The sequence below is a fragment of the Pelagirhabdus alkalitolerans genome (assembly GCF_900096905.1).
Taxonomy (GTDB): Bacteria; Bacillota; Bacilli; order Bacillales; family Amphibacillaceae; genus Pelagirhabdus; species Pelagirhabdus alkalitolerans.
In genome coordinates this window covers 1-12,820 of sequence record NZ_FMYI01000009.1, presented here as the reverse complement: position 1 = coordinate 12,820, position 12,820 = coordinate 1, and the positions used below count along the sequence as shown (strand labels likewise).

General features: G+C 37.3%; 14 protein-coding genes. 5 read left to right on the top strand and 9 right to left on the bottom strand.

From position 1 onward, the window contains the following. Positions 1-63: 63 nt before the first annotated feature. Both lepB and BLR62_RS10135 read right to left on the bottom strand, forming a co-directional pair. Positions 64-603 carry a signal peptidase I gene (lepB, locus tag BLR62_RS10140; protein WP_245719451.1) on the bottom strand — a complete coding sequence of 180 codons (540 nt, stop codon included), beginning with the start codon at positions 601-603 and terminating at the stop codon, positions 64-66. A gap of 14 nt (positions 604-617) precedes the next feature. Then, positions 618-1,271, bottom strand: coding sequence for a TVP38/TMEM64 family protein (locus BLR62_RS10135; RefSeq protein WP_090796526.1), 654 nt, complete (start codon positions 1,269-1,271; stop codon positions 618-620). A 138-nt stretch (positions 1,272-1,409) separates the two neighbouring features. Here BLR62_RS10135 and BLR62_RS10130 point away from each other — a divergent pair, with 138 nt between their 5' ends. After that, positions 1,410-1,817: a YhjD family protein gene (locus tag BLR62_RS10130; RefSeq protein WP_090796523.1), complete on the top strand. Its 408-nt coding sequence runs from the start codon at positions 1,410-1,412 to the stop codon at positions 1,815-1,817. Positions 1,818-1,920: 103 nt separating this feature from the next. Here BLR62_RS10130 and BLR62_RS10125 read toward each other — a convergent pair whose 3' ends face one another. The 5 genes from BLR62_RS10125 to liaF form a co-directional block, all read right to left on the bottom strand. Continuing rightward, on the bottom strand, positions 1,921-2,454 hold the full coding sequence (locus tag BLR62_RS10125) for a competence protein ComK (protein ID WP_090796522.1): 534 nt from the start codon (positions 2,452-2,454) through the stop codon (positions 1,921-1,923). Positions 2,455-2,789: 335 nt separating this feature from the next. Continuing rightward, entirely contained in the window at positions 2,790-3,785 is a 996-nt protein-coding gene (lplA, locus tag BLR62_RS10120; RefSeq protein WP_090796519.1) for a lipoate--protein ligase, read from the bottom strand. 57 nt (positions 3,786-3,842) lie between these two features. After that, complete coding sequence (locus tag BLR62_RS10115) at positions 3,843-4,577, bottom strand: MBL fold metallo-hydrolase (protein ID WP_090796517.1); 735 nt, start codon at positions 4,575-4,577, stop codon at positions 3,843-3,845. A 109-nt stretch (positions 4,578-4,686) separates the two neighbouring features. After that, positions 4,687-6,873 carry a transglycosylase domain-containing protein gene (locus tag BLR62_RS10110; protein ID WP_090796515.1) on the bottom strand — a complete coding sequence of 729 codons (2,187 nt, stop codon included), beginning with the start codon at positions 6,871-6,873 and terminating at the stop codon, positions 4,687-4,689. A gap of 95 nt (positions 6,874-6,968) precedes the next feature. Beyond that, positions 6,969-7,703, bottom strand: coding sequence for a cell wall-active antibiotics response protein LiaF (gene liaF / locus BLR62_RS10105; protein ID WP_090796512.1), 735 nt, complete (start codon positions 7,701-7,703; stop codon positions 6,969-6,971). A gap of 126 nt (positions 7,704-7,829) precedes the next feature. Here liaF and BLR62_RS10100 point away from each other — a divergent pair, with 126 nt between their 5' ends. After that, entirely contained in the window at positions 7,830-8,999 is a 1,170-nt protein-coding gene (locus tag BLR62_RS10100; protein ID WP_090796510.1) for a M20 metallopeptidase family protein, read from the top strand. Between the two features lie 23 nt (positions 9,000-9,022). On the opposite strand, the gene BLR62_RS10095 is transcribed toward BLR62_RS10100, so the two are convergent. Both BLR62_RS10095 and BLR62_RS10090 read right to left on the bottom strand, forming a co-directional pair. Further along, the gene (locus BLR62_RS10095; protein ID WP_090796508.1) at positions 9,023-10,234 is read right to left on the bottom strand and encodes an ABC transporter permease; all 1,212 of its coding nucleotides are present in this window, start codon (positions 10,232-10,234) and stop codon (positions 9,023-9,025) included. Between the two features lie 3 nt (positions 10,235-10,237). Beyond that, a complete protein-coding gene (locus BLR62_RS10090; protein ID WP_090796505.1) occupies positions 10,238-10,972 on the bottom strand; it encodes an ABC transporter ATP-binding protein in 735 nt (244 codons plus the stop codon). 166 nt (positions 10,973-11,138) lie between these two features. Between BLR62_RS10090 and BLR62_RS10085 the strand changes: the two genes are divergently transcribed. From BLR62_RS10085 to BLR62_RS10075, 3 genes are all read left to right on the top strand, one after another. Further along, on the top strand, positions 11,139-11,570 hold the full coding sequence (locus tag BLR62_RS10085; RefSeq protein WP_090796502.1) for an HIT family protein: 432 nt from the start codon (positions 11,139-11,141) through the stop codon (positions 11,568-11,570). A gap of 107 nt (positions 11,571-11,677) precedes the next feature. Next, complete coding sequence (locus tag BLR62_RS10080; protein WP_090796501.1) at positions 11,678-12,196, top strand: tryptophan transporter; 519 nt, start codon at positions 11,678-11,680, stop codon at positions 12,194-12,196. A 105-nt stretch (positions 12,197-12,301) separates the two neighbouring features. Then, positions 12,302-12,670 carry a YtxH domain-containing protein gene (locus BLR62_RS10075; RefSeq protein WP_090796677.1) on the top strand — a complete coding sequence of 123 codons (369 nt, stop codon included), beginning with the start codon at positions 12,302-12,304 and terminating at the stop codon, positions 12,668-12,670. Positions 12,671-12,820: the final 150 nt, after the last annotated feature.

Here is a 12,820-nt window from a genome sequence, read left to right as displayed (position 1 = left end):
CCTCTTTAAAATCGATCATTTGTTCTGCTTGTTGTGTTCAATTTTAACATATTTTAGCTCAATTTAGTGACGAATCTGAAATTCAAAAAGGGAAAAAGGCCAGTACCTATACTCTACCTTCCCGACAATATCGTGTTTCGGAATGAAACCTAACTGGCGACTATCTAAGCTTCTCGTCCGATTATCACCTAAAACAAACACATGATGACTCGGTACCACCTGTTCACTTGTTAAATCTTGTAACGTAAAATCTAAAACATATTGCGCGTCGTAGGTTGAATAAAGATATGGTTCATCTATACGTGAACCATTAACATAAAGCGCCCCTTCTTGATAACCAACTTGATCCCCTGGAAGGCCGACAATGCGTTTAACATAATACTCATCATTCTGCTTAAAAACAATGACATCAAAGCGGTCTATATCTTGATAATGATAAATCATCTCATTAACTAAAATCATATTCCCATCATATAGAGTGGCTTCCATCGAGTGTCCTTCGACTAAAAAGCTTGAGAACACGTAAACTTTCATCAATAAAACAAGTATTAAAACAGTCGACATCACCTTTAACAAGTGCCAATAATTGACTGAGTCTTTCACGTGAACCCCCTCCATTAATGGGCTTTTTGGGTGGTATCAATTTCTCCTTTTTTAAACAACAAACGCTCAATATACTTTCCTAATAACCAAAAGAGTGAAATACCCATCGCCACTAGAATCGTTCGAACAGGGTTTTCAGCAAACGACATTAAACTACTCCCTACATAAGCGAGTGAGAAGATCATAACAGTCTTTCCTAGAAAGATCGCTAAAGCAAATTGCACTAAACTGATTCTCGATAATGCTGCTACTAGATTAATAAGCGATGATGGCGAAAAAGGAAAACATAATAATATAAATAAAGGCCCAAACCCTCGTCTTTCCACCCATGATGTAATCCGCTTCACTTGTCGATTAGAATGAATCCAACGAAGCACCGTAATATGACTAAACCGACGAATCAATAAAAATACAGCGATTGACCCAATACTTTCACCAATCCATGAATAAAGAAAACCTCTAAGTAATCCATACGCCGCAGCGTTGGTCATGACAATAACGGTAATAGGTAAAAAAGGAAGGAAGGTTTCAACGAACGGAATAAGTATGCCTGGAAGTGGTCCAAATCCTTCATATAAAAATAACAATGTTTCAATTAATTGTTCGTATTCACCTGTATCTAGGAGCTCACGTATATATTCAAATGTAATTTCGTTTGCATCAATCATGACGTGACCCCCTTACACATTTCGTATATTCTCGTCTTATTATGACCTATTCCCTTAAAAAATTAACTTATAACACTTTTATTTTTTCGGCTTTCGGTATATAATAAGAACATACGTTCGATAAAAGGAGTGACATCTATGCGCTATTTAACCGAACACGAATACGCTCTTGCTTCACGCTTTCTATTTCTATCAATGGCCATCACCGTCATTCAAAAAGACATCACATCCATTGAAACCGGAAACGGGGTGAAAATTAAAGAACCTTATCTTGAATTATTAAAAATGATGGAAGACCGCGCTTTAACAGAACGGCAACAACTAAGAAAATATATGTATGAGGAAAAGGTAAGTGTTGAACCACTTGAGAAGAACGATACCTTTACAGCTTATTTATTTATTAGCAAACAAAAAGAAGAAAAGCGTCACTATTTCAACCCTGCTATTCGTAAAAAAGTCGAACAGATTTTAACAGAGCTTATGATGATCGGGTATGAGGATACGTACCAACGTCAAAAAGAAAAAGAGATGGGTTATGGAGGATAGAGATCGGTCTTATAGATCGTCAAAGATAATCTTTATAATCAACGATCAAATTTATAAAAAACATCCGAATTCATTTGAGCACAAACGAATTCGAATGTTTTATTTAACAAGAAAAACCTAAAGCTTTCAACATAAATTGAAGTGCTTCTTTTTGGTTAATCGACTTAAATTGTTCTTGCAATAAATAACGATATTGTGCTGTTCGGTGTAGTTGATTTGTCATAATGCCAGCTGAAATAGGCACCTCTAATTTTTGATGGTCCCTGAACATCACGATGGCATCACCGTATTTACCTTTGTGGATTTCTTTAATGTGAGAGTGTGAAAACCAAGAACAAGATGGATTGTTTGGTGAATGAGTTGGGAAAAAATAATGATTATTTGCAACACTGAGAGCAACAGGTGCTTTATTGTTAAAACCACACAATATCTTAGCACTGTCGTGACGAGATAGTAATTTCTCACCATTTGTTTCACAAATAATATCAATCAACTTACTGGGTGTTTTTAAAATAAATTCCGGTTCTTTCTCTCCTTCTTCATAAACTAGCGTTCCCCACATACCATCCTTCTCAGCTGCAATATAGGCTTTTGTTTTGTGCGATAGGTCATGGGATGTTTTTGTTCTTACTACCATTAAACAACATCCTTCCTAATAGAAATTATAGAATATATTGTAAAATTATCCTATAATGTCAATTATACATATAATTCTAAAATAAGCCATATTAATCAATAAAGTTCATTATTTGATCATAATTACCTAATAATTTTTATTTTTTTATTTGATGAAGAAGGATTTTAAAGCTAAAAAAAGAATATTCTTAAGTCAATCATTTATAATTTAGTCATATTTACTCAAATGCAGTATGTTTTACCAATATAAATCGACCCTAAACAAAACACGCATGCGCTCATTGATAATCTCAAGCACCTGCGTGTTTTTATTGACACTATATATGGTTGTACAGCTTAATAAATCAAATCAATTAACTCTTCTTGTGTGATCTTGCCTAAGTAATGAGGAACGTCTACCTCTTCTAATGCATCTTGAAGGGCTTCTTTTTGGTAACGTGCGCCAATAAGCTGCTCCTCGATTACACTGACATCTCCAACACCGAAGAAGTCACCGAAGATTTTGCAATTTTTAATAACACCTTTTGAGATATCCATTCTGACATCAACAAGACCTGCTGGGAATTTATGAGACTTTTGAATATCAAATTTAGGTGATTTACCGAAGTTCCAATCCCAGTTTTGATAACGTTCTTTTGAGATCTTATGAATGTTTTGCCAATCTTGTTCTGTTAATTGATAGCGTGGGACGTTATCTAAATCCTCAACGTCAAATAAGTGTTTTAAAATATGTGCTTTAAAGTCATCCATGGAAATCGGCTTGTCCATGAATTCAACAATATTAGCCACACGTGAACGAATCGATTTAATCCCTTTTGATTTAATCTTTTCATTGCTGACGTTCAATGCTTCGACCACATTCTCAATTTCAGAATTCAACATGAGTGTCCCGTGGCTGAACATGCGACCCTTTTTCGTGAACTGCGCATTTCCTGAAATTTTTCTTCCGTCTGCAAGTAGGTCATTACGTCCGCTCAGCTCAGCAGGAACACCAAGTGCTTTTAGAGCGTCCACGACTGGATCGGTGAATTTTTTAAAGTTGTGGAAGCTATTGCCGTCATCTTTTGTAATGAAGCTAAAGTTTAAGTTCCCTTCATCGTGATAAACAGCACCTCCACCAGACAGTCGACGGACAACTTTAATGTTATGGTCATCAACATATTTCGTGTTAATTTCTTCGATTGTGTTTTGATTACGTCCAATGATAATTGATGGACGATTGACATAAAAGAGTAAATACGTATCTTCTTCACCGAAATGATTCAACACATATTCTTCAATTGCTAGATTAATATAAGGATCTGTCACACCTTCATTATCAATAAACTTCACCCTTCATCCCTCCATATCAGATTCTGATTAATAGTCTATTTCAATTCATTGTAAAAATCAACTTGAACGCCACGTGTAACCTGAGTGAGCTAAGACAACTTGCCCGTTAAAGTAACGACGAGCCTCAGGGACGAGTTGTGAGCGATCACCGAAATGTGGATGATGACTCAGAACGAGCGTATCGACATTCGCATGATTTGCAATGTGAGCACACTCTTTAGCATTCATATGCCCTTTAGCGCTGCCATCTTGTCCATCATAGAAGTTACAATCGGTAATGAGTAAATCGGCTCCTTCACTAAATTCAATGAAACCATCTAAATAACTTGAATCAGCCGTGTATACGATCGTGTCTTCACCATCTGTAATCCGCATCGCAAAACACGTTACCGGATGTTCAGTCGGCATAAACTGAATCTCAAAAGGCCCCAGATTCAAAGTGGTCTCTGGATTATAAGCAACACCTGTGGTGAACTGATGTGTCAAACTGTCAAAAGAGGCTTTGTCGTGGTTATGACCATAGATCGGTAGCACACGCTCAGCTTGACGAACACCATTTTGAACGAGCATATGATATTGCAATACACCCACATCTGCAATATGATCATGATGATAATGAGACAGAATAACCGCATCCAAACTATAAGGATCTGTGTATTTAGGTAGTTGAGATAATGCCCCACTACCAGCATCAACGAGCAATTTAAACCCGTCTTTTTCAATTAGAAAGCTAGAGGTTGCCTCGCCTTGTTCTGGGTATCCACCCCAAAAACCAACTGTTGTTAATTTCATTTTATCACCTGCTTTTCATAGTAATGATCTCTCTTTATACAGTTTAACATAATCCAATTTCTCACAAAAAACCTTTACATTGAAAATATCAACGTAAAGGTTTTTTTAATCATTCATTAAATAATGATAAACGAACCGTATTCGATGGATTCCCGTATTCTTCTGTTAAAGGATTATACGGGATAACATAATAATGATTTTCAGAAAATAAGCCCATATCGTTTAAGTTAAACGTTCCTGTTCCTTCTACCGTTCCTAACAACTCATCGTCACCTGGTTGTTCTTGATAGACATGGTACTCAATCCGCTCATCTTCTGCTGGTGTCCAAGTTAACTCACCTCGAATCAATCGCCATCCACCAAATGTATGATCGACTTCTAAATCATCTACATTAGGTAATCGGATCGGTTCAGGTAAATCTTTGATTCCATCAGGAGATGTAAACGTCTCAGATAGCGTTTGTTGCTGATCAATTTCAGTTAATATCGCTTTGGTTAATTCTGTCGGGGCAGCAGATCCTCTTGTTAAATAGTGATCGGCATCGCTCCTGTCATACCCCATCCAAAGTGTCGTCACATATTCAGGTGTTAAACCTGTAAACCACGCATCTTTTGCATTTCCTGGTGCATGCGGATGCTCAGTTGTACCCGTTTTACCTGCTAATGCTTTATTAAAATCACCGGCTTGAGCAGTACCTTCATTCACAACACCTTCTAACATTCGCACCATATCCCAAGACGCTTGAGGGCTAAATACTTGCTCTTGTTTTACCGAATGCGTGGGCTCAACTTCATTTCCGTCTCTGTCAACGATGTGCTTAATCGTATACGATTCCTGAAATTGACCATTATTTATAAACGTTCGATAGCCTTCCGCGATTTGAATAGGTGAGAAGCCTTGCTCAATCCCGCCTAATGCAATAGATAGTCCCTCATCGGGTAACGTTAAGTTCATTTTTTCTAAATAGTTTTTACCTGTTGAAACACCGATTTGATCGAGCAACCAAACAGCGGATGTATTTTTAGAACGTGCAAGGGCATCATACATCGTCACATCTCCGTCATAAACTTGATCGACGTTTTGAACACGGTAACCATCAAAGTCGTTTTGTTCATCATCCACGAATTGATAAGGGGTATATCCCTCTTCTAAAGCCGGTCCATAGACAGCGAGCGGCTTCATGACTGAACCGGGTTGATGCGCATTAAATGCACGATGTTCATCACCAATTTTGTAATCACGTCCACCGATCACAGCGCTTAAGTGACCGGTCTTAGCATCAATCATCGTAAATGCCGCCTCAACATCATCTGTTGAACCGTAGAAAAACGCATCATCTTGCATCAAATCATAAGCTGTTTGTTGAGCAACAGTATCCATATGAACGGTGACCGTGTAGCCGCCGCGTTGTAATTCTTCTCGTGTTAATAAAAAACGGTCTTCCGCTTCACGAATGACTGCTTCTAAATAATCATCGATCCAAGGCACCCCATCACTTGATTGAGGCGTGACGTTGAGCGACTGACCTTGCAAGGCTAACCGCTCATTTGTATCCAGGACATTCGTACGTTCCATTTGTGCTAAAACGAGATTCCGTCTGTTTAACGCACGCTCTTCATCAACATAAGGTGAATACATATTAGGGCCTTTCACCATACCGGCTAACATAGCACCTTCTGAAATGCTTAAATCTCCTACTGGTTTATTAAAGAAGTATTCAGCCGCGGCATCAACACCAAAAATACCGTGTGCAAAATAAACTTCATTAAGATAAAGTTCTAAAATATCGTCTTTTGTATAATGACGCTCTAAATAGATCGAGGCCATAACCTCTTTTGTTTTTCGCATCCAAGATTGGGTATTGTCTAAAAATAAATTTTTGGCTAGTTGTTGTGTAATCGTACTAGCTCCCTCTACTTTGTCAAAAGCAATCAAGTCGCGATACATCGCTCGCACAACGGACCTGAAATCCACCCCCGCATGTGAATAAAAGCGTTCATCTTCTACTGCGATAAACGCTTTTTGAACGTGTTCAGGTATCTCATCTAACGAAACAAGTGAACGATTTTGTGTAAACAGTCGACCCGCATACTCCTCATCTTCTGTCACAACCGACGTCGTTGCGGGTAAAACTAATGCTTCTTCGTCTACGATCAATCCCCCACCATAAATAATAAATAAAAATAGCGATAAACTAATTAAAAATACGGCCGATAGACTGATAACGAGTACTTTCAACCAAGTTCGCATCTTTATATAGTGATACAAATCTTGTATGATTGTTTGTTTTTTCATAATGGTCACCTCTTCTTTTCGGAGGGTGTAATCAAACCATTATTATACGACAAATTAAGACAAAGCTAAAGCATTTTTACTTCGCCGAGATCAGGTTATGACGTCTTTTGTTTAACTTGAATTGACCCTGCTGTCAGCTGTAAATCAAATGTTAATCTTTGTTCCGCTTCATCATAATCAGCCGTTTGATACGTTAGATGTCGTCCAATCCCTTCAGCTGTTTGTTGATTAACGTTAATTTCACCAGCTTTCACTCGAGCCTTTACACTGAATTCAATCGTATCTGGCAGGATCACATCAATCTCACCAGCTAGCCCGTGGAGGACGATCGGTGTATCACTTTGTGGAATAACCGCTTCTGTAAAATCAAGTGTGTGCGAACCAATAAAATGGTTCATATAAATCGGCTCTACTTTCCAGTTTCGTCCATTAAATTTATATTCACCTAAGGTCATATGATGATAATCAGATGTTTTGAATCGTTTCATCTTCCAACGTTTATTAATCCCTAAAAATGACAGGCCGATAAAAATAAGAATCAACGGCCATAATTGATACACGTCCCAAAAACTAAATGTAATATAACCTAGACGATCAAGTATGAGTAAGCTCCCAAAAATAATTAAAAATACAGGTGTACCAAACCCATTAAACCCTTTATAAGCTTGCGTCACCCAATGAAGACCAATTAAAACAATTAAGAATGGGTACACCATTTCCCACCATTCATCGACTGACCACTGAATGGTTCCGATATTATTTAAAATTAATAAGACCCCTAAAACGATTAAACTAAAAGCCAGTAATGGTTTCCAAAAGCGTCGTTCCATCTGTTCATCTCCTTTTTTGTTTTACATCGATTTACAAATCATTATAGCACTTTTTTTCAAAACTTTGTTTCCATTAATAGAATACGTTATGATAATGAGAAAGAGACAACGAGGAGGACATTTTTAATGTGGGAACAACTCATAAATGACGTCGATCAACACTTTGAACAATTAGTTGAAACAAGACGTTACTTACATCAACATCCCGAACTTTCATTTAAAGAATATGATACAGCAAACTATATCGCATCATTTTACGATCAACTCGACATACCTTATCAAACAAACGTTGGTGGCAATGGTGTCATTGCTCGAATCAAAGGTCATAAACCTGGCAAAACGATTGCTTTTCGTGCAGATTTTGATGCTTTACCTATCCACGATCAAAAAACAGTCGATTATCGATCTCAAACAGAGGGCGTGATGCATGCGTGTGGTCATGATGGTCATACGAGTATTCTTTTAACATTCGCAAAACTTTTAAAATCCATTGAACATGAATTAGCAGGTGAGATCGTCCTTGTTCACCAGCACGCAGAAGAACTTCCACCAGGTGGTGCGAAATCGATCATTGATTCCGGCGCACTGGAAGATGTGGACTATGTGTTTGGCACACATCTATGGTCAGGTACACCACTAGGCGTTGTTGAAACAGCACCTGAAGAATTCATGGCAGGCGCTGATAAGTTCCATGTGACGATCCAAGGAAAAGGTGGCCATGGTGCGATGCCTCATGAAACAAAGGATGCTGTCATTATTGGCGCTCAATTAGTTGACCAACTCCAACAGATTGTCAGTAGACGACTCAATCCTTTAGATACAGCTGTTGTCACGATTGGTAAATTCCAAGCGGGTGATACATTTAATATCATTGCTGACCAAGCACAGTTAAGTGGAACTGTGCGCACATTTGATCCATCTGTTCAAGATAAGATTATCGATGAAATGAATGCTATTATATCAGGAGTTTGCACAGGATATGACGTGAGCTTTCATCTTGATTATGAGAAAGGTTATCCGCCTGTTGTCAATCACAGAGCCGAAGCCGCACGTGCTTTAGAAGCCGCTGAGCACATTCAAGAAGTGAAAAAAGCACAATGGGTCAAGCCAAGCATGACGGCTGAGGACTTTTCATATTATTTATTAGAAAAACCGGGCGCTTTCTTCTTTACAGGCGCACAAATTGAGGATCAATTCTACCCTCATCATCATCCAAAGTTTGATTTTGATGAACGCGCCATGCTTATTGCGGTGAAAACTTTCTTACAGATTACAAAAAGCTATCAATCAAAGTAAAGACAAAACGGACTGAATCTTAACTAGGATTCAGTCCGTTTTAACATACGATCGATATAGAAGCGCGTGAAACCGATAATGAACACACTTCCGAATAAGAACGAAAGAATCGAGAATGAAACATTTTGACTGATTAAGAGGACTTGATACACGACAAGTTGTACCCACAGCAATTGCTCGATTAATTGAGAAACTGCCTTCTCTCGAGTCTTTTTACCAACAGGATAAAGGTCTAACCACAATTGTGCTTTAAAGTGAGAAAAGAGTGTCATCAATTGAATGCCAACGATATATAAAAAGGCTACCGTTAATGCAGCAATCATCCATACATTTGATGCATAAGCTAACACAAATAATGAAAGAATTATCACTCGTGTATAAATACCAAAATAATCACCTGCTCGGACAAATGCAATTCGATATAAATACACATAAGCTGCATCTTGTTTGAATGGAACGCGTTTTTTTAATAGCTGAACAATAATTTTTCGTTTTTTTACGTGTGATTTTAAATGGGGCACTTCTGTAAATAGGCTCGCCAGTGCATAAAATCGTTGCATTCGCTTTTGATCTTTGTCGATTAGAAGGTCCATTGCTAAAGGCTTGTGATATGTTAAGTGATAATTATAGAAGAACAAGGCAAATAAACTGACTAAAAATACAACGACCATCAACTGATAACCGTTTATCATCGAATAAAAAAGTGCCAGTTGAAAGCCAAAACGTAATGCTTGATTTAAAAATCTGATCAATGGTTGTCTCTGGCGCAACATCCACCAGCCGGCTAAGAAATGCCAACCCTTCATAAGAATAAAGATTCCGACCAGTAATGTATAAGAAAGAGAGTAATCCCCTACATCATACAACGGCGCAAGAACACTTGCTAAAATCGCCACTAAATAAAGTTGAATTACAAAGCTATAGATTAATGTATAATTGAAATAAGGTGCTAACGCCTTCTCTTTTGGTAAAAGAAAAATCAGGTCGGGTTCTTTTAATAAGTTTTGCACGGGATTGTGTAGTGCGACTAAACTAAATAAGACACTCACAACAAATGCAATTGGAAAATCTTCTGGTATTTGCGTTAAAAGTTGTTGATAGTAAACAGCACCAGCTGCAATTAAAAAGAGAAGCGCAATCGCAATATGACCATTTAAAATATATTGCAAATAGCGAATCATCTCTTTTACATGCGTTCTAAATCGAGACTTAAACAATGTCCGACTTGAAAACATACCTCACGCCTCCTTTGTCAGTTGAATATATATATCATCCAACGTCGCTTGAGGCATATTAAATTCTTCTTGTAATTCCTTGAGCGTCCCAGAAGCACGAAGTAAACCATCATGCATAATTAAAAAACGATCACAATAACGCTCAGCCGTTGCTAAAATGTGTGTTGACATTAAAATACCTGCACCTTGTTCTTTTTTTTCGACCATATGATCTAAAAAGGCTTGGATCCCTAAAGGATCTAAACCCACAAACGGCTCATCTACAATATAAAGTGAAGGGTCAATTAAAAAGGCACACAAAATCATCACTTTTTGCTTCATCCCTTTAGAGAAATGACTAGGAAACCAATTTAATTGCTTTTCTAAACGAAACGCTTTTAATAGAAAAGGCAAACGCTCATCAAATGTCGCCTCATCTAAATCATACACCATAGCCGTCAGCTTTAAATGTTCATATAAAGTTAACTCATCATAAATAAGTGGCATTTCAGGTATATAAGCGAATTGTTTACGATAATGCTCAGGGTCTTCTCGATATTCTTTCTGGTTGAGTTTAATCATGCCTTCCCTTTCTTGCATTAAGCCAATAATATGTTTAATCGTCGTACTTTTACCAGCACCATTCAAACCAATTAAGGCAACAATCTCATTCGGATAAACATCAAATGATATACCTTTCAACACATTTTTATGTGTATAACCACCCTTTAATCCTTCTACATTTAAAAGCGAGTTCACTACCTATTCCTCCTCATTCTTTCGAGTAACCGTTCATTCATATAACCTATCTGAATTTTACCACCTTTTAGGATGAATGCAAATCAAACTAAAACGCTTATCATTGCTCGTCTTGCTGAAACAATGGTAAAATATAAAACATAAATCATAAAGGAGTGACTTCGATATGGCACGTGATGAAAACTGCATCTTTTGTAAAATTATAAACGGTGACATTCCGTCTGCTAAAGTTTACGAAGATGATGACGTTTTAGCATTTTTGGACATCAGTCAAGTAACAAAAGGGCATACGCTCGTCATCCCTAAAAATCATGTCAAAGATATTTATGAAACAGATGAAGCAACAGCGAGTACACTTTTTGCTCGCATACCGAAAATCGCCAAAGCACTTGAGAAAAGTTTTGAACCAGCTGGGATCAATGTATTAAATAATACAAAAGAAGCAGCTGGTCAATCTGTTTTCCACTTACACATTCATTTAATACCTCGATATGACGAAGATGATGGGTATGATGCTAAATGGATTACGCATAGTGAAGAATACGACCAAGAACAGCTTACAGAAATGGCTGAAACCATTCAACAAAATGTGACGTAAATTTATTTACAATAACCTGTAATATGTTATACTATCTAGAAATTAACGCATTTGACAATCAGTGTACAAATGGTTAATCGAATGAGTTTAGATGAGGAGAGATGAGCATGAGAACAAAAGATTTAGTATTACTGGCATTATTTATGGGGATCGGTGCTGTGTTACACATTATTGCACCACCTATTCTGTTTGGTATGAAGCCTGATATTATGCTTCCGATGATGTTTTTAGGTATTTTATTATTTCCACATGTGAAATATGTTTTAGTACTTAGTTTAGCAACAGGCGTTATTTCAGCATTAACAACCGCAGCACCTGGAGGACAGGTATCTAATTTGATTGAAAAACCAATTACAGCATTCATTTTCTTTGCTTTATTGTTAATTATACCTAAACAAGTTAACCAGAAAGTATTAGCACCTATACTTGTTGCGATTGGAACGTTTGTGAGTGGGACCATTTTTCTAACATTAGCACTTTATGTAATCGGTCTAATGGAAGGTGCATTTACTGTTATGGTAGCTGGTGTTGTCTTACCTGCTGTATTGTTTAATGTGGTGTTTACCATTGTCCTTTATCCGATTATACAGTCAATCTTACAACGCTCGAATTTTAAATTCGCTTAAAAAATCTCCTCCAAAGGGGATTTTTTATATTTATTTTTAAAAAGAGGTTTGACCTCAATGAATAAAGAGAAGATAATAGATAGAGAAGAGAAAGGAGTGGATTATGTGGCTAATGGAAAATCATTACTACTCGGTGTTTTAACAGGAGGCGTCGTTAGCGCTGCAGCTACTTTACTTGTAACACCAAAATCTGGTCAAGAAACGCGGGAAGACATCAAACAGCATGTTGAAGAATCTAAAGCAGCATTAGAACGCGTTAAATTAAATGGTAAAGCATTATCTGAACAAATTGCTAACACATCAAAAGAAGGTGCTGCTTTAATTAAAGAACTATCGGTTGAGATTAAAGATTCGATTGATAGTTGGAAAACAACCATCGAACCGCACCAAAAAAATATCCAACTTTACTTAACACAAATTGAAGAACGTCTAAAAGAACTTGAAGAGGAAACGAATTTAAATGCTGAAAGCTAAAACAAAGAGCTAAGGCCGCTACAAAATGCGGACTTAGCTCTTTGTTATGTTTTATGGTTCTTTGTCAATTGACGTTGGTGAAGAATATGAGTCGATATATTTTATAAGAATCTAAACACGTTTTGTAGGAGCGCTAAGCTGCTATGAAAC

Excerpts from the sequence above, each read along its gene's own strand:
- BLR62_RS10135 (WP_090796526.1), bottom strand. The coding sequence starts at position 1,271 with ATGATTGATGCAAACGAAATTACATTTGAATATATACGTGAGCTCCTA.
- BLR62_RS10130 (WP_090796523.1), top strand. The coding sequence starts at position 1,410 with ATGCGCTATTTAACCGAACACGAATACGCTCTTGCTTCACGCTTTCTA.
- BLR62_RS10125 (WP_090796522.1), bottom strand. The coding sequence starts at position 2,454 with ATGGTAGTAAGAACAAAAACATCCCATGACCTATCGCACAAAACAAAA.
- BLR62_RS10115 (WP_090796517.1), bottom strand. The coding sequence starts at position 4,577 with ATGAAATTAACAACAGTTGGTTTTTGGGGTGGATACCCAGAACAAGGC.
- BLR62_RS10110 (WP_090796515.1), bottom strand. The coding sequence starts at position 6,873 with ATGAAAAAACAAACAATCATACAAGATTTGTATCACTATATAAAGATG.
- liaF (WP_090796512.1), bottom strand. The coding sequence starts at position 7,703 with ATGGAACGACGCTTTTGGAAACCATTACTGGCTTTTAGTTTAATCGTT.
- BLR62_RS10100 (WP_090796510.1), top strand. The coding sequence starts at position 7,830 with ATGTGGGAACAACTCATAAATGACGTCGATCAACACTTTGAACAATTA.
- BLR62_RS10095 (WP_090796508.1), bottom strand. The coding sequence starts at position 10,234 with ATGTTTTCAAGTCGGACATTGTTTAAGTCTCGATTTAGAACGCATGTA.
- BLR62_RS10085 (WP_090796502.1), top strand. The coding sequence starts at position 11,139 with ATGGCACGTGATGAAAACTGCATCTTTTGTAAAATTATAAACGGTGAC.
- BLR62_RS10080 (WP_090796501.1), top strand. The coding sequence starts at position 11,678 with ATGAGAACAAAAGATTTAGTATTACTGGCATTATTTATGGGGATCGGT.